Source organism: Paenibacillus sp. NPDC056933, from assembly GCF_042674385.1.
Lineage (GTDB): Bacteria > Bacillota > Bacilli > Paenibacillales > Paenibacillaceae > Paenibacillus.
Genome location: NZ_JBHUQN010000001.1, coordinates 579,980 through 604,522, shown reverse-complemented (window position 1 = coordinate 604,522; position 24,543 = coordinate 579,980). Strand labels below are relative to the sequence as shown.

The following is a 24,543-nucleotide window of genomic DNA, read 5'->3' as shown; positions in this document are numbered from 1 at the left end:
GATATGCGGCTTATCCTGATGAGCTTATCTATGTTATTCAAGGACAAACATTAGTGGAGACACATGACAAAGTTGTATTTTAAATTCCATTCAAAGTTCAGTCTTATCTTCGACAATCCGATAATGGATTTTGAGAACTATAATTTTCAGGATCATATATAGCGGAATCACGATAATCATACCCAGGATGTTCCCCAAGTCCGCACCCACGAGCAACAGAATAACGGTAGTCAGTGGATGAATATCGAGCTGCTTGCCATAGACGTAAGGTGAGATCAGGTTATCCTGAATTTGCTGGGCGATCACAATGATGACCAGTGACCAGATGGCCATCGAAGGTGACTCGATAAACCCCACAATGACGACAGGAATGGCTGCCAGCAATGCCCCCACATAGGGAATGAAGTTCAGAATGATGGATACAACTGTCAGAAGAAGGGCATAGGGCAACCCGAGAAACAGAAAACCAATGTACATCAAAATACCCAATGCCACATTAACAATAACCCGCCCAACAATATAATTGCTTAGTGCTTCATCGATTTCATGGACCGTCTCTTCTCCATCCTTACGGTAACGTCTAGGGAGCAACAGTGTGAGATTGGTTCCAAATTTGCTGCCTTCCTTAAGCATGTAATACAGCATAATCGGGAATGTCGCCAGAATGATGACCAGATTGGATACCACCGAGAACAACCCGGATACATAATCCGTCACCTGTGTAATCCCTTGACTCAGAAATTCGGAAAGCCGTGAGAATAGATCGGAACCCTCGGGCAAATATTTGGAAAGGAAACCGCTCTTTTCGAATTCACTTAACTGATTGCTAAGCGAAGTAACCAGTGCCGGGGCATTTTCCACAAAATTCAACAGCTGCTCCCGCAATGAAGGCCATACCAGTACGCTGAACCCTGCCATGATTAACGCAATCACCACATAAATAAGAATTACCGACAAAGCTCGCTTCATTTTGTGCCTTTCCATATAATCGACGAGCGGGCGAAGCAGGTAATAGAAGAAACCGGCAATTAGCAGCGGAATCATGATGATGTGAATCAGTGAGGTCAGAGGACTGAAAATAAAGTTGACTTTATCCCCCAGATACACGATGAGCAGCAGCAAAATAATCGCTGTGCATATGCGGTAAAACTTGTTGTTTATCAAGAAACGTGATCCCTCCATACGCTGCTCTGCCAATGGACTGCGGCGTTGATATGTAACCTGGTCATTTACTTATGATAGTAAGTACCCTTAAATGACAGTCATGCCACAGCTGATGCTGAATATACACTCGTTTTCTTCCCAAAACAGAACTGGGAGCAAAAAAAAGAAGCAGGCGGTTAGCCTGCCACATCTCTTTTGCTGAATACAACCCATGAAATGACGATGAAGATGACATAGTACACGGCCAGGACGGCAACGGAAAAACCAAGTGTCATGCCTGCATTACCACCGTCCATCATCCCAATGTCTGTCCCTGGACTCATATATCGACTAAGATCCATGTTATTGAACAGGACATATTTGGCCCAGTCATATCGGACAGGATTAAAGATCAGCGAGAACAAATTCTGTGTAAACATGATAAATAGAGATAAACCGATTGCCAATGCACCTGAACGAAACACAGAGGAAACCATAAAGGCAATAGCGAGTGTGATAAACAGGTCCACGTACAGATATCCCCATGATGTAAATGCATATGACGCAGAAGCCCCACTTCCATCCTGAGGTACGGAATGGGAGAACAGCAGATACGACATTACGGTTGCCAGAATTACTACAAGGAACGTGCTCAGAATACTAAACCCAATCACGGTCAGATATTTGGAAGCCAGTATTTTGCTGCGCGACCACGGACGGATCAACAGCAATTTAATGGTTCCCCAGGTGAACTCTCCGGCTACCGATTCGGCTGCAATGACGACACAGAAAATGGTATTCAGGAAAAAGACGACCTGTACGGTTGTAATCGCTGCTTGCCAGAAGGGAACTTCACTGGACCCCATACCTTCTCTTAGCAAAACCGGCAGCAACAGTGCGATTAATGCCAGAATGGATAACATAATCCAGGTACGCGGACGACGGAAAATTTTCATGTTTTCATTCATAATCAGATTGCCGAAATTACCCAATGCTTCCGCCCCCAGTCACTTGCAAAAATTGATCTTCCAGTGTACGGGTCACATTACGAATACCGTATACCTGGAACCCTTCACTGACCAGTCTGGCATTTATGTCCGGAATCTGCTCCCGGGATAAACGAATCACAATGGCGTTGCCCTGCACGGTAGCCTCGCTAATCAGTTCAGCCGCACGCTCCGCATCATTTACCTCAAAAGCAACTTCAGCAAGGACATCCGCCCCCGCTTCAGCCTTCAGATTTCTCACATCGATCAGCTTGCCATTCTGGATAATCGCAACAGTGTCACACATGAGCTCCATCTCCGACAACAAGTGACTGGATACAAAAACAGTAATGCCTTCCTCCTGGCAGAGCTGACGCAAATAATCCCGGAGTTCCCGTATTCCCTGCGGATCAAGCCCGTTGGTTGGCTCATCCAGTACCAATAACTTTGGTTTATGTAATATGGCCTGTGCAACACCGAGACGTTGGCGCATTCCCAAAGAATAGGTCTTTACCTTGTCATGAATGCGAGCTGTAAGCCCGACACGTTCAATCGTCTCGGCAATTCTTTCTTTTGTAATGCCAGGTGACATCCGGGCAAAGTGAACGAGATTCTGATATCCGCTCAAAAACTTGTACATTTCCGGATTCTCGACAATGGCTCCTACCTGGGCTACCGCTTGCTCGAATTCATTCTTTACACTGTGCCCCGAGATGATGATATCTCCTTTAGTAATGGACATTAGTCCAACCATCATTCGAATCGTTGTTGTTTTCCCCGCCCCATTGGGTCCTAAAAAACCAAAAACCTGCCCCGGAGAAATATCCAGAGTCAGGTCACTGACCAATGATCGGGAGGAGATGATTTTACTGACGCCCTGAAGACGGACGACCGGCTCCTGCTGCATTCCATTTCCTCCTTCATCGACGGACATTAACATTATGCCCGTTTCTCATATGAACACAGTGTATCATAATCTTTAGTATATTGTCCCGCAAACTGGGTTTTCCCCTGGCGTTTCGTTTGAACTACACACGCTTCACAGCATCCAAGCGGCATCTCACTCCGATAGAATCCGGTGCGAAATACGTGATTGCCTACACAGTCCTCTTCCTTTAGTTCGACAGAACCCCTAGCGACCGACACAATCATCCCACAACTGACACAGTAAAAGCGGTCCATTTCGATCAATGATATTCCTTCCCCTCACAAGGAGCATTGAAGTCCCTGTTATTTGTCGTTAGACGCTGGATTTTGATACATTTTGTATCTACCTCGTAATTTACTTCACACCAGGACCAATGTCAAGGATTTACTGGCATAAAAAGAGATAAAATGCAAAATAAGCTCTATAAATGCGACAAAAGTCTCGCATTCATAGAGCTCCTTTTCGTCCAAATGATACAAATCGGTTCATTGTATGGGTTATTATCATTTTTCATGACTAGTCACTGCTTTCATGCTGGTTATCTCCATTCTTCGGATAATACCAAAGCAATGTCCAATCCTCCCCATCCTGCACAACGTAACAGGTCTGCACAATTTTAAATTGCCCGAAGGTTCCTGTATATTGCTGTGTAATTCCAATACGATACGCCTCCGGGAATGGCTTTACACCATCCATTACAGTTACGTCAAACTCCCGCTCGGGCTTTTCCATCTCAAACTCAAAGGTTTCCACCCCAAAGTGCTGCATGAAAATATGTGCTCTGGACTGTAAATAGACGCTTTTGGGAAACCGTTCCTTCATTAACGGATGAAAAAGTTCCCATGAACTGCCGAAATCTCCCGTCTGCTCATATTTGTAAAATTCTTCGACAATTGCAGCAGCTTCGTCTGGTGCATCCGCACGAAACAAATAGGGAATCGTTCTGCCTATAAGCCACAACAGCAATAACACAAGAGCTATAAATCCGACTTTTTTGAGCAGCGCATTCCGGTTCCTTCTTCGCAGCATGTCCAGCCCCCCTTGTCCTACTCCCATACTTATGATGGATAGCAGGCAAGTAGAAGCTGGAATCGACGAGCAGCATTTCCTGGGAAATCACTTTCTTTTGCCTGGAGAATACCTTGATGATCTGATTGTCCTGCGAATCGCCTGAAGTCCCATTACTATGGCAATTCCTCCACATCCCCCAAGCAGATCTACACCGACATCCCGAATCGAACTGGTCCGATTCGGGCTAAACTGCTGAATATATTCATCCACAGACGCAATCACGGCCACCACTGCCAGACCTGCAATGATACATGTCATCAACCGCATCTTCCTGTATCGCAAGCCACCATAAACCAACCCTGCCAGCACTGCATATATAAATAAATGGGCACTCTTGCGAAATATAAATTCGGCAAAATCATAAGGTCTTTGTCTTAGCGAATACTCATGCTCGCCATATGTGAATTGAACATCTGGTAATGCGGATCCGATATTCACTTTTTGAGCCCATTTATGCAGCAAAGGCTGGATGGTCTGCTGCTGATACGACTGTGTCGAAAAAGACCAGATTACCAGTACCCAGATTACAACCATCAGCATTGAAAGGATATACATATACGGTCGTTGACTGCGTTTATGTTTATGTTTTCTTTTCCCGAAGTCCTCCTCCATAAGCAATGTCTTCACCACTTTCTTTCTTGGAACATTTACGATTTTCCTTATTTCTTATCTTTTATTTCTTCAAATGATCTTCCAGTATTCCGTGAATTCGATCCCTTTCCTGCTGATCGACAATATAATAATATATCCCATTGATTTTTTCGCCTTTCCCCTGAATCTCTACTGTATCGACATTCTCCAGATCACTGCGATAATCAAGAATAAGTTCCTTCATTTCATCAAAAGTAACATCCGTTCTGACATGAGTCCCTAGTTCATCAAGCATATTTTGAATATGAAGTACACTGGAAAATTGCATTGTATTCTTAAGCACCTGCTTCAGAACCTCACGCTGTCGATCATTGCGGCCCAAATCGCCTTTCGGGTCATCATAGCGCATTCTTGAAAAGCCGAGCGCAGCAATACCATCCAGATGAATATTTCCCTGATCATAACGCTTCCCCTCATAATCAAAGGCAAAAGGATTATTTACATCCACGCCTCCGACCAGGTCAATGATTTTGGCAAAGCCCTCCATGTCCACTTTCATATAACAATGAATGGGGACTCCCAAAAATTTCTCGACGGTATTGACCGACATATCCACGCCTCCGAAGGCATATGCGTGATTGATCTTATCTTCTGTATTGTGTCCGACAATTTCGGTTCGTGTGTCCCTCGGAATATTAAACATGAGCACTTGTTTTTTCTCTGGATTGACACTTAGCACAATCATTGTGTCCGAGCGCCCCGCATCATTTGGACGCTCATCCACACCAAGTATGAGTGCATTAAAAGGCTCTTTACTATGGATATCCACTGGAAGCCCACCTTTACTCTCCGTGACGGAGACAGGCTTCACAGGATTTCGAGGCTCATAAATTTGGTCAGCAGTTGATTTAACGGATTGGTATAGATATATGGCATAACCAAACACAACAATCACAAAAAGGGAAACAATCCACGTTGTAATTTTAATCCACTTTTTCATGGGATCTTCCTCACTTACATTCAAGATGATAACTGGTTTGATTAAATGATTGCTGCCGTTTTGCCCTCAAGCTTCTTCAAACCCGGACGACCAACAGAATAATATTGAAGATTAGATGTTTGAATCTGTTCCGCACTGTACAAATTACGACCATCAATCATAATGGGATCCTTCATGACTTCGGCCAACTCTGCCAAATCAATATGAGCAAATTCCTTCCACTCGGTCAACACACACAGGGCATCTGCTCCTTCAGCAGCGTGGAGTGGATTCTCTTCCCATGAGATGGAGGCTACATCTACCTCTTTACGGAAATTCGCAGTTGCAATAGGGTCATAAGCCTTTATCACCGCTCCTGCGTTGCTTAAATGCTGAATAATATCGATCGCTGGAGCATCTCGCACGTCATCTGTATCCGGTTTAAAGGCTAATCCCCAGACTGCAATTGTTTTTCCTTTTAGCGAACCCAGCGCCTCTTCCAGTTTGTGAATGACATGGAAACGCTGATCCTGGTTTACCTGTACAACAGATTTTAATAGTCTGAAATCATAGTCGACCATGCCTGCGATTTGAATTAGTGCCTGTGTGTCTTTTGGAAAGCATGAACCTCCATAGCCAATGCCTGCCTTTAAAAAGGAAGCTCCAATACGCTTATCGTAGCCCATGCCTTCGGCTACTCGTGTAACGTCGGCCCCTACTTTTTCACATATATTCGAGATTTCATTGATAAATGATATTTTGGTCGCGAGAAATGCATTGGAAGCATATTTAATCATTTCGGCTGATCGAATATCCGTAATGACCAAATTCTCCGTCAATGGCCGATGAAGTTTCTTTAGTATTTTAATCGCACGATCACTATTTGTTCCAATGACAATCCGGTCAGGATTCAACGTATCTTTGACCGCTGTTCCTTCCCGCAGGAACTCGGGAACAGAAGCTACATCAAAAGGCTGGGATGACATACTGCTGATCAGCTCGCGGACACGATCATTGGTGCCTACAGGTACAGTGCTCTTGGTTACTACAATTTTATAACTCTCAATGTGACTTCCAATCTCAACAGCCACTTGCTCTACATAGCTCAGGTTGGCTTCGCCGCTCGGAAGTGAGGGTGTACCTACAGCAATAAAGATAATATCGGACTGGTTAATGGCCTCAGCGATATTGGAAGTGAACGACAGTTTTCCCGCTTGCATGTTGGAAGCCATCAGCTCTTTGAGTCCAGGCTCATAGATGGGAACGTGACCTTCATTGAGCATTTCAACTTTGGCTTGATTGTTGTCCACACAGATGACCTGATTGCCGATTTCCGAGAAGCATACTCCCGATACAAGACCTACGTACCCTGTTCCAATCACTGCAATATTCATCTTGTTTTCCCCCAATTCACACAATTTTGGATAATATCTGTCCATTCCATCTCAATTCGCACGATATCCTCTTCTACCAGCTCGCTGCCCATCTGTACTTCGATAATTTCGAGTTCCGTTACGGCTTTCACACTGTGTTTACTGCCTGCCGAAATGGAAATGATCTCCCCCTGATTCAGCAGTCTCAGCTCACCATCCAGAATCAACTCGCCTTGTCCTGAAACGACTGTCCATACTTCATTTCGTTTGAGATGGTATTGATAAGAGAAATTCTTGTTTGCCCCAATAATAATGCGTTTGGTTAATACCTCTTCTCCTTTGGCATTACGTGTATAATCAAGCACCTTGTAACAACCCCAGCGGCGTTCTTCATACATGGGGCGTTGATTGCTATCCTTAAGAATCTCTTTAATCTGTGGACTTGCCTCTTTCTCACTGACCAGAATTCCATCCGGACTTGTAGCCACGATCAGATTGGATACTCCCAGCACACACACCGGGATGTTCAATTCGTTGATCAGATGTGTGTTTACCGAACTGTTCGTCACTACACCTCTGCCCACAATATGGGTGCTCATCTCATCCGTCAGCGTATTCCATGTACCAAGGTCTTTCCAATACCCCTCATAAGGTGTAACCACAATATGACTGGCTTTCTCCACGACCTGGTAGTCAAAGCTGATTTTCTGTAATCTTCCATATTGTTTGAGCATCTCCTCATACTGAATTGGCAGCTCAAGGGAAATCAGCAGATTAATCAGATAATTCAGCTTGAATGCAAAAACCCCGCAATTCCAAAGGGCAGATTGTTCGATCATTTCTGCCGCTTCAGCTTCACAGGGTTTCTCTTGAAAACGTGACACTTTGGCGTATTGTATATGTTCTTCAGTTTCATGTTGATCCGGAATAATATAACCATATTTCTCTGAAGGATAAGTGGGTTTCACCCCGATTAATGCCAAATCAGCACCAGACTCATCCAATACATCTTCAAGCTCTGTAACTTTATAAAAAAAGGATTCCTCCACATATGGATCAACAGGAAGTACAGCCACCGTTTCGTTCAGACTTACACCCTGTACCGAGTACAGATAAACCGCCGCCAAGGCGATCGCAGGAAAGGTATCTCTGCGTTCCGGCTCAACGACAAGATCAACCTCATCGCCCAGTTGACTCCGTAAAATCTCCACCTGCGGCTTACTCGTTGCAATTGTGGCCTGCTCGCTTAGTCCCGTATGCTGCAGTTGCCTCCATACCCGCTGCACCATGGATTCCGTCTGCCCTTCAGGGCCCTCCAGTACTTTAAGGAATTGCTTCGATCTCGTATCGTTGGATAAGGGCCATAACCTCTTGCCTGATCCACCGGAGAGAAGTACGATTCTCATAGTCATCACTCCACTCTCTATATTTTACACACATTGAGCCCGGATTTTATACTGTTGCGGTTGTTTCCATATACTTAGGCGCAGGTGGAGAGCTCACTTTTGAGGAGGAATCCATGTTTGCCGTGTTCACTTCATGAGTCCATATCCGATAATATCCCGAGTTCTTTCCATAAGAGTTATCGATCAGCACATTGGGTTTTGCCATCAGGCAGGACAGGATATGCCCGTGTAATCTGGAAGAATGAATCATGCGATAGTCAGCGAAACAACGAATTGCCTTGTTCACCAAATAATCACTATATTTCATCCATAAAAATTGTGAAATGGCTCTTGTCGAAGGCTTTTTTAGTCCTTTACTGATGTAATAGATCAGCTTCTTTTCATATCTGTTAAATAGAGAAGGCCAATCCAAATGATCACCTTGTACTACCAGTTGTGTTTGTTCTGAATTTTTTTCGATATCGGTCCTAAAAAAGTTGAGTCTCTCTTTGCTTGGGTTATCTTTAACTTCGATTGGCCAAAGCTGATGCGCCATATCTGGAAGAAGAGCAACATGACAATTTATAAAATACGTAGAGGCCAACTGATAAGATGGCTCATCTCGTACATATAAATGGAGATTTGTATGTTTATTAAAAATTGCCGCTGTTTTAAGAATATTGGTTTCCTCTTTATAGAAGATCGTCTGAGGCAAAATTACTATTTTGTGTCGGGTAAAATTCTGAACAAGTGTTTCTCTCACCTTCTGGTGAGCATCATACAAATCCCCGAAGTTTCCTCCCCCACTAAGAACGATAATGTGATCCTCTGGGATATGAATGTTTTCATGAAAATCATGCACACTATATCTGGCAGAAACCTTAATATTATTGCTCTTAAAAAAGGCTTCTGCTCCCTTCATAATTAATATATCCCCCCCATTGCTATACACAGGGTAATCAATATAATAAATTTTGGAATAGGGAGGTATGACCTCCAGTATCGATTCAAGCCGTTTTTTCAATTCATCCATGGGATGAATCTTTTGCACGTTTGACATCTTTTCCGGCTCCTTTGAGTAAATTTTTCTCTCTCAATCTTTCCTTTAAGAACGTAATATCTTCCTTGTTGTACAGCATCTTATGCATGGGCATTTTGAAAATAATGGATACCGATGCCAGTGACATCAACATACGTACAAAGGAACCCAACAATAATGCTAACCCTATTCCGTATAGACCCAGAATTGGAGTGAGCACAAAAAATAAAGTAATGGTCACAGCCAGTGCGACAATCTGCCGAAGTACAATTACACCTGGTCTTCCGAGCGCATTGAATGCCGAGGCCAGAATCCAGGATCCTCCGCCAACGATGCATTCCAGAGATAACAAATAAAACACACCGCTAGCTTCAAGAAATTCCGGTCCGAACAGAATACCAATAAAAAAACGACCAATCAGCATACTAGGTATGATGATAATCGTCATAAGAACCATACTAATGCGGAAAGCTCTGCCTACAAGAGTTAATACCTTCTGCTGCTCCATGCCTGCGACTTTTGGAAAGATAACATTCGTTATCGCAGTCTGAACTACGTTAAACATTCGAGAGAGGGCAAAAACAACCGAATACAGCCCAAAATCTTTGGGTGTAAGCAAAGCCAAAATAATGATTTTATCGAACTGGTTATACAAAGTACCAAGCAATTCTACACCGTATACTCGAATGCCATAACTGAATAAGTGAATACAGGTTCTGAATTGACCAGCCAATTTGCTTACTGAACTGAATATTTGCTGACGCATGGCATACATGTAACATACTAATACTAGTACATTGGCTGCAAAACTGACTATGATCGCTCTTTCCACCGTCAATATCCCTGTTACCCACAACAATACCAGACCTAAAAGATTAAATAAGGGAGCAAACAGCCTCGATAAATTATAAATATGAAATTTATCTGTTCCTTGAGCGGCTGCTGCAAGCACTCCCATAAACAGCATGACAGGAACCATGGACACCGTATACCAGCGTGCAATGGAAATGACAGATTCCGAATATCCGGTCAGCCAGGACGAGATACCAAACCAACTTACCACTCCAGCTATTAAGCTGATAGGAATTTGAACCGCAAAACTCATGCTGATGTAGGTTGGTAATTGATTTCTGTTCTTTTTGACATTGTAGATTAACGAGGTTGGAAGACCTATTGCAGCTAGACCAGATATAAAGGCGGGCCAGAACAGTACAGCCGCAAGTTCCCCTTTACCAGTTGCCCCAAACATGCGGGCGGTGATAATAGACGTGAGAGTCGTTACAGCCATAATGAGAATATTGGCAAAACTGGTCATGAGAATGGTCTGCACCATGCTGCGCTGCCTTGGCTTTTTGGCAATGGCCATGCTCATCAGGTGTTCAGTCCTCTGCCGTTCCGGAAAGACCCTACGATCGTTCCGTTACGATAAGATATCTTGGCCATTTCACTCATTACCTTTTGCACATTATTGAATGAGATCAATATTAAAAACACCGCTTGAACAATCCTTACCGTATGCTTGAATATTCCCCATCCGCTCTTCTTATAACGTGTTGCATCACTAATGCCTTGCCAATAAACTCTTCGTAGCAACCAACGTTTAGTCAGCCTACTTTTTGCTATTTTGTGCTCTACAATAGCGTATGGACTGTAAAAAACTTTATATTCTAAGCGAACCCGACCGATTAGTTCACTTTCTTCACTCGACATTAAATTACTACCGACACGTCCTAAATCTTCTCTAAACGGTTTAATCTGCTGAAAAATACTCATTCTGAATGCTACGTTAGCTCCAAAAGGAATAGATGGCGCCTGCATTTCAACAACCTCGTCAGAAAAATCCATTAACGTGTACAAACTAACGATATCCTGTGGGATCCAATCAGGTTTCCCCCCCTCCCAAATGGGATTTATTTTCCCACCGACACATCCAATCCGGGGATCCATATCAAATATTTTAACGACTTCTTTAATCCAGTTAGGACACGCTAATGCGTCGTCATCCAGGAATAAAATAAATTCCCCTTTTGCTTCCTTGATTGCTCTATTTCTAGCATAAGATAACCCTAGTTGCGGCTCGAAAATATAGCGAACATGCTCTGGCAAGTTGAGTGAGTCGAATAATTCTTTGGTGTTATCTGTTGAATGATTATCAATGACCAGAATTTCGTAATCTGTACCACCCGTATCCCCATTCAAAACACTTTCAACAGCCTGCATCGTGTCTACTGCTCTGTTGTGTGTACAAATGGATACTGAAGCCTTCATGATCTCACCCCAATTACATTTTTTAATTTAGGCTAATTGCTTCAACAGCTTCCCACGATGCGACCACAGACAATGATTGGTAACCCACTCATACCCGTTATTCCCCATTGTTCTGGCCAGTCCCTCGTCGGTAATCAATTCTTCAATCCGATTCGCGATTTCCTTCTCATCCATAGGATCTACGAGATAACCGGTTATTTCGTCCTTTACCGCATCAGGTATGCCGCCACTATTCCCCGCAATCACAGGCAATCTGTAGTAGTTGGCTTCAAGAAATACAATTCCGAAACCTTCAACATCACCTTTTTCCTTGATATCACGGCTAGGCATAATGAACAGATCAGAACATTCATATAACTGATGCAGCTCATGGTCAGTCGTCCGCCCTGTGAAAACAACTACAGAATCCAACCCGTACTGTCTCACCAGACGTTCCAGCTGTTCTTTATAGGGTCCATCTCCGCATATTACATATTTAAGATCTGGAATCCGTTCAATCACTTGGCTCATGGCTTTAAGCGTGACATCATGACCTTTGCGTTCCACGAGACGAGAAACGGTTATCATTACTTTTTTGCCGTGCAGATCATATTTATCCCGGATATCTTGCTGAAGCCCAGCATCACCGTTTAATTTGCTTACGTTTAATCCTGGTGGAATAATAACAATCTGTTGTTCCAAAATCCCCAGTTCCACCAGCTTGGACTTGGTATATTGACTATTGGAAATCACCTTGTCGGACCGCTTCAAAATGAATAACAGGAGTGGAAATAGTCTACTGTTCACCATCCCCATCACATCGAGCCCATGAACATAAGGAAAGTATTTCACCCCGAAAAAAAACTTCATCAACGGGCCTGCGATGCCTACCGGGAATATGTTAACAAAATGTATTTCGTCTGTCTTTTTGCGCCATTTCAGATGAATAAGCTGAATAATCAGAATTAGCTGCGAGAGGATGAGCAGAAGTTTATTGGAATCCCAAAAAATACGTTTTCGAATAATCTCGAAATCGGTCTTCTGGTCGAATTGTTCAGATTCGGCAACATTCTTTATTTTATTCGTTAGAACCGTAGTCTCTTCTGCCGGAATCTGAGATATAAGTCCATAAGCATAATCATGAATCCCTCCTTTTTCAGGCGGGAAATCAATAGCAACAAATACTTTATTCATAGGTTCTATCTCCCTTAAAAGACAACATAAACCCTTCTTACACCGTACTCATAATAACGTTGACCGTATCCTTGGCACATTTGTTCCAGGAGAAAAAAGCCGAATGTTCTCTGCCCTGAATGGACAATTTCTGACCAAGCTCCGGATCAGACATGATCTCGACTAGGCGTGAAGCAGCTTCTTGCGGGTGATGAGGATCAAAGTAAAGTCCAGCATCCCCACATACTTCGGGAATGGACCCTCGAGAAGATACAATTACCGGACAACCGAGCGCCATCGCCTCCAGCGGCGGCAATCCAAATCCTTCATACAACGACGGGAAAATGAAGCCAGCCGCATGTTCATACAGTGCTTTTAACTCTTCGTCCGTCACATAACCCACCCAATTTACCCCATCCGATTCGTTCAATGCATGATTGCTGAATACCTTGCTATTTTTCGATCCAACAATAACCACACTCAAATTTTGCGCCTTCACCTCAGGCAAAATTTCCAAAATCAACTTGAAGTTCTTGTACGGATTCATGGTGCTGACTGCAAGGACATATGGGGATTGAATTCCGTATTTCTCCAGTGTCCCTTGAGCAGCCTGCCTGTGATGAATATGATCAATACCCAAGTGAGTGACGGTTACCTTTTGCGCGGCAATTTTGCAGTGTTGGATCAGTTCTCCTTTGGAGAAATTGGATACCGTGATCACCTTTTTGGATATTTTCCCCAACCTAACGGTTAAAAACTGATACCATGAACGGAAAGCAAAAGAAAAGGCCTTCGGATAACTGAATACGGATGCATCGTGAATCGTAACGACCTGATTTCGTTTAAACGCCGGGCCTGTATTACAAAGATTAATCAGCAACCCTTTTCTTGCGTAGAGTGGAAGTTCAAGCTGCTCCCACAGATGCCCCTTGAATCTGCCGACCACTTGGTGACGGATATGCTTTAATTCAAGTTTGGTAATAACATTTGCGGGGGAAAGCAGACAAAACTCATATCTTGTTCCATCTACCTCTCCCTCTTCAATGAGTTTGTCTATTTCCTTTATTAGCTCAATAGCATACCGCTGTACTCCGGTAACGGTCTGAGTTAGGAAGCGGGCATTAATATATATTCTAATCATGTCATTCTCCATTTCTCTTTGAAATTTCCAGGCGTGAAGCCGGATGAACCCCATGGAAGGTAACGCCCATATCCCTCGCTTCATAATAGAGACTAACGAACTCTTCATTCATTCGATCAGAGCTAAACTTCTCCTTGTATATACCATGACCAACTTCTCCCATGGCAGCCAAGGTCACTTTATCCAGATTCATAAGAATCTCTCTCAGCTCTTCGGGTCGTTCCAGATCAAAGATGTATCCGTTCATGCCATGTGAGACTAACTCCGGCAAAGAGGCTCGATTGCTTGCGATCACTGGCTTGTGGTTCTTCATCGCTTCCAGGGCGACCAAAGGTAGTCCCTCCCACCTGGAAGGCATGATAATCGCATCACATTGCTTGTAATAGTGATCAATTTCCGCATTGTTCACCCATCCCAGCCGAACTACATTTTCAGGAAAATTCCACTCATTCTTCTCCAGTACACTATCACCGATAACATATAGCCGGATCAACTGCTGAAGCTCAGGGTATTTCCCAAGTACATCCAGAAGAAGATCCAGCCCTTTCTGCCGATCATATCTGCCAACGAATAAGAGCTGAATGGCACTCGTCTTCTCTGCATCCTCATGAACAACGGGCGAAGAATGCTCTGGTCGCCGGTCATTTTTACGATCCCGCAATCCACTGTACACAAACCTTGATTTGGCAGGAGACATCCCTAATTGAACGGACTGTTCCAGCTCATACTTTGAAATATTGATGATAAAATCCGTTTTGAATTCCAATATTTTTTCGATCATGAAATAAGCCTTTTTGTGCAATGGTTTGGTATCCATTAAAAAGGACCACCCGTGGGAGCAATAAAACACGCTCGCTTTTCGAGGCGTAATAAAAAATAAGCCCCTTGCGAGCATACCCGCAAATGAGCTATGAACATGAATAATATCCGGTTGAATCCGTTGTATGGCTTGGTGAATCTGCCTCATAGCTGAAAAAAAGTGTTTGGGGTGGCGCTTGTACTTGTAACGAAAAATGCGATCTGACGCTAAATCGAAATCAGAAGCTGAATTATAGTCACTCATCAGTAAATAAACATCAAAAATATGACGCTGGTAGGCGACGAGTTCATTTAAGTAGGTCGCTACACCACCAACAACATACTCTCCTATATGCAAAACCTTCATTTAAGCTCACCCGCTTTGTAAGGTATATCGTCTGCTTCGCGATACTGATAAAGAGCCATTCCCATGACCATCCAGAAGAAAACGTTGGCAGGAAACAACTCAAGTACATTCGTTGTTAAACTTGCTGCTGCCACTCCTGCTCCAAGAGAAAGTGCTACCTGGGGCAGACGCAAACCATTCGAGTCCGGTAAAGTATTCATTCGCTTCACAAGCGAGACGACAATCCACATAAATAAAATGGAAAAGTAAACGAGTCCGATCCAACCTGTCTGTTCGTATAAGGAAAAGTACTGATTGTCTACCGCAAAATTACTGGAATTCAAACCCATCATATGTGTTCTACGGCTTGCAGCCCCTACCGACCCAATGCCATTACCAATAACCCCATTCATTGTGAAGGGAGATGTAAGACTACTTCCCCATGTCTGTAATCGATCCAATAAGGAAGTAATGGAAAGAAGATTTTTAGATTGCAGCATTCTTCCCCCGAAAAATACTGCTCCAGGGAGCAACATGAACGTAACTGCCAGTATCAGTGTGTTTTTCTTGCTGTATTTGCGAATATGGAGAAAAAACATAACTACTTGATACACGAACCATAGCAATAGTGCAGATCGAATGGTGGACAACAACAAGAAGCTGATGGTCAGCAGTTGGATACCTATGCGAAAACTCCGATGGTTCACTGCTGCTTTGGTTCGTTCAGCAATGATCCCTGTCATAAGCAGAGCATACGCATAACCATCAGGTGAATACGTAATGGAAGACAAACGTGGTACACCCTCAAGATAATTTTTGATGTTTACTCCGTATACAAACCCCATCGTGATCAGCTTTTCAATGCCCAGAGCGTATTGAATTAACCATCCTGCAATGAGCATTATAAAAATAATCAGATTGGTTCTGGCAAATGCGTAGATTCCACCATATTGCGCCGTAAGCATACCTGCAAATAACATTACCAAAGGTAAAAACGTAATTTTGATTCCATAGATCAAAGTGACCACGCTGGAACCCATGAGTACGTTCAGTGCTCCCAGGACTATAATGGATGCCAGTATAAACAGGAACGGGTTTAAGAAAGCTATCTGCTGACGATATACTCTAGTAAGTGCGAATAAGGAAATCAGCACCATGCCTACATCCTTCAACGAACGAATCACAATATTATCTACATATATGGATATCAAACCGTAGATGGATAGATAGATGAGTAAAAAGTGAATGGACACCGTAAATAGGGAAGACGGAGATTCGGATCTCACCTGGACATACGGATGAGATTTGGCATCCAAAGAAGTCATGTACATGTTAACCTCCACACCTGATTAGCTTCTCATAGATGCTGGCATGTTCCTTGAGAAGGTAATCTTCATTAAAAGACTGGCTGTGTGCATAACATTGAAGCTTTAATTGACTTTTTTCCCACTCGGACAGCTCATAATAGTGGAGGATCGCCTTACAAATGGCATCAGCACTATGAGCAGTGAATGAAAATTTTTCGATATCCAGCAGAATCTCCGGCATGCCTCCCACCTTTGAGGCATATACGGGGGTGCCTACCTGATACGATTCGATGACCACCCTCCCAAAAGGTTCATCCCATGTGGAAGGAACGATGGTGAGATCCATCTCCTTCATCTGAGGGGCGATCTGTGTTTTATCCACTTTGCCCACAAAAATGATGCGTGGTTCTGATTCGGCGAGTTCCTGCAGCTGATGAAGCATTGGACCATCCCCATGAATGAACAGCTTCCCCGCAACCTTCTCATCCAATTTTTTCACAGCTTCGATCAAATATTGAACACCCTTTACTTCGGTCAATTGTCCAAAATATCCGATGTTAAGCGGCTGATCATGACGAACTTTTTTGCCAGCATACAGTTCCTGGACCTGATCATTATTTTCTACAATATTATGGATGACATGTTTGGAGGCGTGTTCGAAGAACCCCAGTGCTGTATGCGTCTTAAGTATGTGTTCGGATATGCCAATTACCGACGAGATCGAGCGGCTGTATCTCTTGGAGACTTGTCTGTACAATCTGGAATATGCTGATATTTGAATAGGCTCAATTAGTGAGAAATCTCGAAGTGTATGCACCACCGGAATATCCAGTTCAAAGGCCGCTTTCCAAATTGCCAGACTGAGTCCCGTAATATTCTGAGTATGAATGACAGCCGGACGTGTCAGCGCAAGATATCGTTTAATATGTCGATACTGCCTGATGTTGAATATATCCCGTACTCGCCATAACACTTTGTCAGAAGTAGATACTTGCCTCGCAGAATCACCAATCCAGTAACGATTGTTATATGGCAATCTCATAATTTCGATACCGTTAACGATATCTGTCCGCACTTCGCCTTCCTTGTGTCCACCTACCGTAATGACCTTAACGTCATAACTGGGTTCAAGGGTCTGGGCAAGAATCTGTGTAGATATTTCAGCCCCTCCAATAACATGCGGCGGATACAAACTGTGGGCAATCACTATTTTTTGCACGCATCTCAACTCACTTTATTCAGCTTCATGAAGTTTCCTGCAGCATGGCCCGGTAATGGTCAATGGTGAGTTTTAAACCCTCTTCCAGACCAACCTCCGGTTCCCAATTTAAAATCTCCCGAGCCTTGTCAATCACCGGACGTCTAACCTTGGGGTCGTCTTCCGGCAATGGCAAAAATACGAGATTACTGTCCGTTTGCGTAAGTTCTTTAACCAAATTAGCAACTTCAAGTATGCTATATTCCGTGGGATTACCAATGTTGATAATTTCCCCGTTCGCTTGATCTTCAGCCATCAATTGCTGTAATCCCCGGATGTTATCATCCACATAACAGAACGAGCGAGTCTGTGATCCGTCCCCGTACACCGTAATATCCTGGCCTGTCAGCGCCTGTGTCACAAAGTTGGAAATAACCCGACCATCATCATTCCGGAGTCCGGATGAGTACGTATTAAAAATACGCGCCACCTTCACGGAAACACTGTGTTTCGTGTAGTATTCATAGCAGAAAACTTCGCCCAAACGCTTGGCCTCATCATAACAGGCTCTGGGGCCCCAAGTATTTACGTTCCCTCGATAACTCTCGGGCTGTGGATGGACTTCGGGATCTCCATAAGCTTCACTTGTACTCGAATACAGGAACTTTGCTCCCTTGATCCGTGCCAGTTCAAGTAAATGGTAGGTTCCTCGGGTATTCACCCAAATCGTACCGATCGAATCTGCCTGATAGAATTTGGGTGAGGCCGGTGAAGCCAGATGATAAACCTCATCCACAGGTTGTTCAACCAGGAAATCCAGTGAGTCGGGCAGCGTAACGTCTGCTTCATGGAAAAAAAAGAGGGGGCTATGAGCCACCTCTTGCAGATTACTAGCAACGCCTGTTGAAAGATTATCTATTCCGGTAACCTGATGTCCCTGATGAATTAATGATTTGACCAGATGTGAGCCCAAGAACCCGGCCGCACCCGTCACTACAATATGTTTCAATTGGATCACGCTCCATATGATATAAAGAGTAGGTTAAAACGTATTACTTTTAATCATCACGCCGACCGTTTTAAAGATAATCATCATATCCATTTTCAGTGAGACATTGGCGATGTAGTGGAAATCATATTGCAGATTATGATGAATGGGCTCCTTGCGAGCCTCGCTTACCTGCCACAATCCGGTAATCCCTGGTTTCACCAGAAAACGTCTGCGCTCCAGATCCGTGTAGCTTTCTTCAACAATGAGCTTCATTTCAGGTCTCGGACCTATAAAGCTCATATCCCCCTTGATAATGTTAAGCAATTGCGGTAATTCATCCAGGCTGGTCTTGCGAAGTATTCTACCCAGCCGTGTAATTCTCGGATCATTGCTTGCCGTTGGGGAGGCACTGTACTTCGGAGCGTCTGTACGCATTGTTCTGAATTTATAGATATTAAATTTGATTCCGTTTTTCCCGTAACGTTCTTGTTTGAAAATTACAGGTCCTTTGGAATCAAGTTTGATCATCATTGCTGCAACCAGCATGACCGGTGATGTAATCAGCAGTAGCACAACTGCTATAACAAAATCGATGAACGGTTTCATCACATCAGTATACCCGCCAACACGTTGTGAGTAAGGCTGCTCAAGCACTGCTGCAGCACCTTCCTTGACTATGGTTTCCCCACTCCCAAAGTATTCCGGCCCTGAAAGTTTCACAGACTATCCCCTCCAGCTACAAGCATTTGTTTCAATTGTTCCTTCATCAATATCTCTTCAATCGCCATCAGAACCGGGGCACGCAACTCTTTATTTTTGAGAGCAAAGTCAAGTGTGGTCAGAATATAACCCAGCTTCTCACCGACATCAAACCGTGAGCCTTCAAAATCATATGCGCTAATGCCTTCATCCCGATTTAACATTTGAAGTGCATCTGTGAGCTGGATTTCGCCACCAGCCCCCACATTTTGTTCTTCCAGGTATTCGAATACCTTAGGTGTTAAAATGTAACGACCCATGATGGCCAAGTTGGAAGGTGCTGAACCCAGTGGAGGTTTCTCTACCATGCTGTTTACAGAAGATAAACGTCCCTCTGTATGCAGGGGATCAATAATTCCGTAGCGATAGGTTTCGCTTGGACTAACCGTTTTTACGCCAAGTACAGATTGGTTAACCTTCTCATATTGCTGAATGAGCTGCTTTGTGCAAGGTACTTCAGAAACCACAATATCATCGCCAAGCAATACAGCAAACGGTTCATTGCCTATAAAATTCCGAGCACACCAGACTGCATGCCCAAGTCCAAGCGCTTCCTTCTGCCTTATGTAATGAATATCAACGTTGGAGGATTTCCGGACCTCTTCCAGTAAGCTGAGCTTTCCTTTATCGAGCAGATTTTGCTCCAGTTCAAACGCGCTGTCAAAATGGTCTTCAATAGCACGCTTTCCCTTGCCTGTTACAATAATGATATCCTCAATTCCGGAAGCCACAGCTTCTTCAACGATGTATTGAATGGTCGGTTTATCCACAATAGGGAGCATCTCTTTTGGCATTGCCTTTGTAGCGGGTAAAAATCGGGTCCCCAATCCGGCTGCGGGAATGATTGCTTTCCTCACTTTAGTCATAAATACCACCCTATCCATTTAATTTTTTTATTTAAAAGCATGAGTTGGACCATTTAAATCCATGAAACCATGAAATAAATTGATGCAATTCTTACTTTTAATTTCATAAAAGGGCATTAAACCCATCCTCACATCACACCCTCGACGATCTACGTCTAAGGTACACTACCCACAGTGTGACCGAGTGCCTACCTTGATAAAGGTATAGTAGACATGACCTTGACAATCATATTTGTGAATCAATCCATACCTTCGCTATGCTTGTTCTCCATAGTAAGCACTACGGCTCTTTGGCACCTGTACGTTGTTTAAAACGGCTCCAAGAATACGTGCATTCACATGTTCAAGATGGGCTTTTGCCTTTTTAACCAGATCCTTCTTCACCTTGCCCGCACTTACAACAAGGATGACACCATCACACAACGAACTAATAATCAATGCGTCCGTAACGGCCAGAACAGGTGGTGTATCAAACAAAATAACATCATATTCTTCTTTTAAATCCTGGAGCAGGGCTGTCATTTTACGAGAACCAATCATCTCTGAAGGATTAGGTGGTATAGGACCAGAGGAAAGAACATGCAGCCCTTCCACCCCGGTTTCCCGAAGTACTTCTGTAACCTTATATTGGCTGGACAATACACTGGTCAGTCCCACATGGTTGGGCACGTTAAACATGCGATGTACCGAAGGTTTACGTAAATCCGTGTCCATCAGCAGAACCTTCTTCCCTTCCTGAGCATAGGTAACTGCAAGATTACCAATGGTTGTTGTTTTTCCTTCACCGGACAATGCCGAAGCAATCATGATCGTCTGGATCTGACTATCAATAGATGAAAATTGGATATTAGTTCTTAACTTCCGGTAAGCCTCAGATGAAGTAGACTTAGGATTAGCCATTGTTACAAGGGTCCCTTTTTCATTGGTTAACCGTGGCATACTGGCCATCACCTACCTGTTTTTGAGATGTTGTTGATTGCCTGGAAAAACGAGCTTCTTCTTTTCTGATTCTGGAGATAACAGCAAGTGCAGGTATACCCAGTTCTTTCTCCAATTCATCCTCCGTCTTCATGGTGTCGTCCAGGTATTCCAACAGGAATATAAATCCTATAGATAATAGAAGGCCAACAAGGAAACTGATCAGGATGTTCATAACTGGATTTACATTGATGGGTTTGGAGGAATCTGTAGGTTTGGCTTCACTCAAAATAGTTACGTTGTCAACTTTCATGATTACGGGGATTTGGGATTTGAACACTTTGGCAACTGCATTTACGGTTTTCGCCGCTTTTTCAGAAGATAAACCGGTGGCGGTCAAACTCATAACCTGGGATTCATTCGCGGTGGTTACCCGAATACTTTGGCCCAGTTGGTTGCTGTTCATGCCAAGATCGGGGTATGTAGCAGCTACTTTATCGAGGATTGCCGAAGATTTAATGATCTCCATATAGGAATTAATCACTTTAATGTTGGTTTGAATTGAACCAATATCAAGGCTTGGCACACCTTGGGCATTATATGCCTGGTTAACTATTAATTTGGCATTCGCCTCATAAATCGGTACAGTCAAAAAATAATTTTTAACACCTGCGCCAATACAAGCAACAGCAACAAAAGCAATGATAATCCAAATTCGTTTGCGCAAAATTTGCATGTACTCTTTTAGCTCCATCTCGTATTCCTCCTATATAAGTCAGCAATGATGATGAAGAACGTGTCTTCTATACATGTTTAGCCCGTTTCCAGAATAATACGCTGCGTTTCTTAATCACCGGCACTTCAAGCTTTACGATTTGGTTATTCCATACCGAGCGCGCATTATTTTGCAAGTTTTGAACCAGTTGATTTCCAAATCGGCGTTCAAGCAGGTGATACGCGGCTTTCATTGTAAACGTCCGCTCTTCCATATTGTGAGCATCTGATGAAATGAAATGAAATCCGTTTTCTTTGCAAAAATGAAAACACCATCTCTGAACTTTTCGTCCGAAAAGTCCCAGGACTGATTGGGCCGTAATTTGACATAGAGCACCTTGCCCAAAATATTCAACCAACAAATCAGGATTATTTTGAATTAGACGATTGCGTTCGGGATGAGCGATGATTGGAATGATACCCGCTATTCTAAGTTCATGGAGTATCCCGGGGAACTGCGAGGGAATATGGCCAAAGGGCAATTCCAGCAACATATAACGACTCCCGGCGAGTGTGCAGCATTTTCCTGCATATAAGTCTCCAATCAGGTTGTCATGCACCCTGATCTCCTGTCCGGGGCGGATCTCCAAGCGAATGTTGCTTTTGCGAAGTTCTGCTCGAAGCAGATCCACTGCCTGATTGACCACGTTAGGTTGATTGTTGTACTGCCCGTTCAGGTGATGCGGAGTAGCAATGATCGAGGTAATTCCTGAGGCTGCCGCCTTCTCAGCCATCGCAATGGACTGTTCCATATGAACAGGGCCATCATCCAGACCGGATAAAATGTGGCAGTGCATTTCAACCATATCCAAACTTCCTCAATGTATGATCCCCCTCGCCCCTGTATTCATTGCGCAAAATGCTTTTGGTGTTAAAGAACTAATGCATAACGCTATGAAATATAGTAAAATGGCGTTAAGTACATGCTTGTTCAGAATATGTTTAGAATGTGTTCAACTCATATGGTAAAATCAATATAATGATAGCTTTCTTGCAAGGCAGGTTGTTCCGATGCCTTCTCATACTGAAAACGGGAAACCGTAGGAAACTGAACTTCACGAATCATTGCATTTAACTGTCCAGTTATATATAGTGTCTGCTCTTGCTGAATATGCAAGCTTGAATGATACAATGTGAGCTCACCGAAAGGCTGTTTCCATTGCAACCTTGCGTGGAGTCGTACACATACATGACTATCTTCTACATCCAAACCAATCAGCATCTCTGATGAGATCGGCAGATTCAGGTCGCTCAGGAAGGTGATCGCTCGTGTGTCCATTCCAAGTAACAGCACAGGGCGTCTTTTGCGGTCTACCAATTGGCCATGAAACTCCTGAATGTACATATGGACATTTAATTTCAGATCAGCCCATTCCTGGATCATTGAATTCATGGCTTCATTCCTTTTAGAATGGATTAACTTGCAAGAGTTACCTCTATTCCTTCTCACAGGTATATGGATCAGGTAACTTGTTCATACTTAAAATATCCAAATGATACATTTTGTAACTCCATACGTCCAATTTACGATACAATACGTATCATGTCAAGCGGTATTTGGACATGGTTCTTTTGATTTACGACAATATGAGATGTCCTTAGACAGACCTATATACAACTCGTACTTCTAAGGCTTTACAATTATGCAGGAAAGCTGCCCTGATCAAAAACTTGGCTCAGGATTGTTTCAATATATATTTGATGGCGTTCAGGGGGAAATAGCTTATGAGCTACGGAAATCGCATTGCTGAATTAAGGGAACAGCGGGGACTTACTCAAGAAGAACTTGCGAGCTCCATTCATATTACAAGAGCTGCTCTCTCCCACTACGAGAAGAACCGACGTAAACCGGATTTCGAAGTGTTAACGAGGCTTGCTGACATTTTTGGCGTATCCATTGATTATCTCATTGGTCGTACCAAACAAAGTGATGTCGTCATGGATGAGGATGTTCGGGAATTTGTCGACTCCCTTGAATTATCGGATAAGGAAGTGCTGGAACGTTTCGGCCTGATGATTGATGGTAAACCCTTGACCGAAGAAGAGGCTCGTCGTTTCATTGCTTTTGTCCGGATGGAACGCAGTATGGATTAATTTCGTAAAGAAGACCCAGTCCGAGAAGTTTACTTTCCGGTTGCTGGGCTTTTTTACTGTCTTCATTTCCCTCCATTCTCTCGTTGTCGATGGTTGTCAAGGGCGCTTTTTATTGTCGGAGGAAACGAAATGGTTCCAACGCTCCGGGTCGATTCCGCATTGCAGTAAAACTTTCATGATGTCCATCTGAGTTGCTTCGACTGATTTACCTGTCGGCTTACGATCGCCCCTGGGATGCTTCATATTCATTCCGCTAACCTCTCTTATCTTTATACTTTCCCTGCACTCCAAAACTAGCCTTATTATACTTGAGAAACTTCCTCAATGTTGTCGTCTCATGGCGATAGCGTTTTTTGTATGGGTTCTAATTTTGTCGAAAACAAAATAGGAGCTCTACGGCGCCGGTTTGGCGGCCATAAAGCTCCTTAATTCTTAA

General features: G+C 43.5%; 25 protein-coding genes. 1 reads left to right on the top strand and 24 read right to left on the bottom strand.

Annotation, left to right across the window (positions count from 1 at the left end; translation table 11 throughout):
* Positions 1-90: 90 nt before the first annotated feature.
* The 23 genes from ACFTRD_RS02565 to ACFTRD_RS02455 form a co-directional block, all read right to left on the bottom strand.
* Positions 91-1,164, bottom strand: a complete 1,074-nt coding sequence (locus ACFTRD_RS02565) for an AI-2E family transporter (RefSeq protein ID WP_379377612.1) — start codon at positions 1,162-1,164, stop codon at positions 91-93.
* A 176-nt stretch (positions 1,165-1,340) separates the two neighbouring features.
* Positions 1,341-2,135: an ABC transporter permease gene (locus tag ACFTRD_RS02560; protein WP_379377611.1), complete on the bottom strand. Its 795-nt coding sequence runs from the start codon at positions 2,133-2,135 to the stop codon at positions 1,341-1,343.
* A complete protein-coding gene (locus ACFTRD_RS02555; RefSeq protein ID WP_379377610.1) occupies positions 2,128-3,036 on the bottom strand; it encodes an ABC transporter ATP-binding protein in 909 nt (302 codons plus the stop codon). The genes ACFTRD_RS02560 and ACFTRD_RS02555 overlap by 8 nt, the downstream gene beginning before the upstream one ends.
* A gap of 537 nt (positions 3,037-3,573) precedes the next feature.
* Positions 3,574-4,086 (bottom strand): hypothetical protein, encoded by a 513-nt coding sequence (locus ACFTRD_RS02550; RefSeq protein WP_379377609.1) that lies wholly within the window; start codon positions 4,084-4,086, stop codon positions 3,574-3,576.
* Between the two features lie 87 nt (positions 4,087-4,173).
* Entirely contained in the window at positions 4,174-4,755 is a 582-nt protein-coding gene (locus ACFTRD_RS02545; RefSeq protein WP_379377608.1) for a VanZ family protein, read from the bottom strand.
* A 46-nt stretch (positions 4,756-4,801) separates the two neighbouring features.
* The gene (locus ACFTRD_RS02540) at positions 4,802-5,719 is read right to left on the bottom strand and encodes an LCP family glycopolymer transferase (RefSeq protein ID WP_379377607.1); all 918 of its coding nucleotides are present in this window, start codon (positions 5,717-5,719) and stop codon (positions 4,802-4,804) included.
* 41 nt (positions 5,720-5,760) lie between these two features.
* The gene (locus ACFTRD_RS02535) at positions 5,761-7,092 is read right to left on the bottom strand and encodes a UDP-glucose dehydrogenase family protein (RefSeq protein WP_192264701.1); all 1,332 of its coding nucleotides are present in this window, start codon (positions 7,090-7,092) and stop codon (positions 5,761-5,763) included.
* Complete coding sequence (locus tag ACFTRD_RS02530) at positions 7,089-8,477, bottom strand: sugar phosphate nucleotidyltransferase (protein WP_379377606.1); 1,389 nt, start codon at positions 8,475-8,477, stop codon at positions 7,089-7,091. The genes ACFTRD_RS02535 and ACFTRD_RS02530 overlap by 4 nt, the downstream gene beginning before the upstream one ends.
* 46 nt (positions 8,478-8,523) lie before the next feature.
* Entirely contained in the window at positions 8,524-9,516 is a 993-nt protein-coding gene (locus tag ACFTRD_RS02525; RefSeq protein ID WP_379377605.1) for a polysaccharide pyruvyl transferase family protein, read from the bottom strand.
* Positions 9,482-10,867, bottom strand: a complete 1,386-nt coding sequence (locus ACFTRD_RS02520; RefSeq protein WP_379377604.1) for a lipopolysaccharide biosynthesis protein — start codon at positions 10,865-10,867, stop codon at positions 9,482-9,484. The genes ACFTRD_RS02525 and ACFTRD_RS02520 overlap by 35 nt, the downstream gene beginning before the upstream one ends.
* Entirely contained in the window at positions 10,867-11,763 is an 897-nt protein-coding gene (locus tag ACFTRD_RS02515) for a glycosyltransferase (RefSeq protein ID WP_379377603.1), read from the bottom strand. Before ACFTRD_RS02515 ends, ACFTRD_RS02520 begins: the two co-directional genes overlap by 1 nt.
* A gap of 27 nt (positions 11,764-11,790) precedes the next feature.
* A complete protein-coding gene (locus ACFTRD_RS02510) occupies positions 11,791-12,936 on the bottom strand; it encodes a glycosyltransferase family 4 protein (protein ID WP_379377602.1) in 1,146 nt (381 codons plus the stop codon).
* Between the two features lie 37 nt (positions 12,937-12,973).
* The gene (locus tag ACFTRD_RS02505) at positions 12,974-14,056 is read right to left on the bottom strand and encodes a glycosyltransferase family 4 protein (RefSeq protein WP_379377601.1); all 1,083 of its coding nucleotides are present in this window, start codon (positions 14,054-14,056) and stop codon (positions 12,974-12,976) included.
* Between the two features lies 1 nt (position 14,057).
* A complete protein-coding gene (locus tag ACFTRD_RS02500; RefSeq protein WP_379377600.1) occupies positions 14,058-15,221 on the bottom strand; it encodes a glycosyltransferase in 1,164 nt (387 codons plus the stop codon).
* Positions 15,218-16,525: an O-antigen ligase family protein gene (locus ACFTRD_RS02495; protein ID WP_379377599.1), complete on the bottom strand. Its 1,308-nt coding sequence runs from the start codon at positions 16,523-16,525 to the stop codon at positions 15,218-15,220. The genes ACFTRD_RS02500 and ACFTRD_RS02495 overlap by 4 nt, the downstream gene beginning before the upstream one ends.
* A 7-nt stretch (positions 16,526-16,532) precedes the next feature.
* Positions 16,533-17,726 (bottom strand): glycosyltransferase family 4 protein, encoded by a 1,194-nt coding sequence (locus ACFTRD_RS02490; protein WP_379377598.1) that lies wholly within the window; start codon positions 17,724-17,726, stop codon positions 16,533-16,535.
* 25 nt (positions 17,727-17,751) lie between these two features.
* Entirely contained in the window at positions 17,752-18,714 is a 963-nt protein-coding gene (locus ACFTRD_RS02485) for an NAD-dependent epimerase/dehydratase family protein (RefSeq protein WP_379377597.1), read from the bottom strand.
* Positions 18,715-18,747: 33 nt separating this feature from the next.
* A complete protein-coding gene (locus ACFTRD_RS02480; RefSeq protein WP_379377596.1) occupies positions 18,748-19,416 on the bottom strand; it encodes a sugar transferase in 669 nt (222 codons plus the stop codon).
* Positions 19,413-20,321: a UTP--glucose-1-phosphate uridylyltransferase GalU gene (gene galU / locus ACFTRD_RS02475; RefSeq protein WP_379377595.1), complete on the bottom strand. Its 909-nt coding sequence runs from the start codon at positions 20,319-20,321 to the stop codon at positions 19,413-19,415. Before galU ends, ACFTRD_RS02480 begins: the two co-directional genes overlap by 4 nt.
* 255 nt (positions 20,322-20,576) lie before the next feature.
* A complete protein-coding gene (locus ACFTRD_RS02470; protein WP_062323795.1) occupies positions 20,577-21,260 on the bottom strand; it encodes a CpsD/CapB family tyrosine-protein kinase in 684 nt (227 codons plus the stop codon).
* Positions 21,241-21,993, bottom strand: coding sequence for a YveK family protein (locus ACFTRD_RS02465; RefSeq protein ID WP_379377594.1), 753 nt, complete (start codon positions 21,991-21,993; stop codon positions 21,241-21,243). Before ACFTRD_RS02465 ends, ACFTRD_RS02470 begins: the two co-directional genes overlap by 20 nt.
* Positions 21,994-22,042: 49 nt before the next feature.
* Positions 22,043-22,819, bottom strand: coding sequence for a tyrosine-protein phosphatase (locus ACFTRD_RS02460; protein ID WP_379377593.1), 777 nt, complete (start codon positions 22,817-22,819; stop codon positions 22,043-22,045).
* Between the two features lie 152 nt (positions 22,820-22,971).
* Positions 22,972-23,406 (bottom strand): hypothetical protein, encoded by a 435-nt coding sequence (locus ACFTRD_RS02455; protein ID WP_379377592.1) that lies wholly within the window; start codon positions 23,404-23,406, stop codon positions 22,972-22,974.
* Positions 23,407-23,738: 332 nt separating this feature from the next.
* On the opposite strand from ACFTRD_RS02455, the gene ACFTRD_RS02450 reads away from it, so the two are divergent.
* A complete protein-coding gene (locus tag ACFTRD_RS02450; protein WP_062323802.1) occupies positions 23,739-24,107 on the top strand; it encodes a helix-turn-helix domain-containing protein in 369 nt (122 codons plus the stop codon).
* A gap of 96 nt (positions 24,108-24,203) precedes the next feature.
* On the opposite strand, the gene ACFTRD_RS02445 is transcribed toward ACFTRD_RS02450, so the two are convergent.
* Positions 24,204-24,356 carry a hypothetical protein gene (locus tag ACFTRD_RS02445; protein ID WP_379377591.1) on the bottom strand — a complete coding sequence of 51 codons (153 nt, stop codon included), beginning with the start codon at positions 24,354-24,356 and terminating at the stop codon, positions 24,204-24,206.
* Positions 24,357-24,543: the final 187 nt, after the last annotated feature.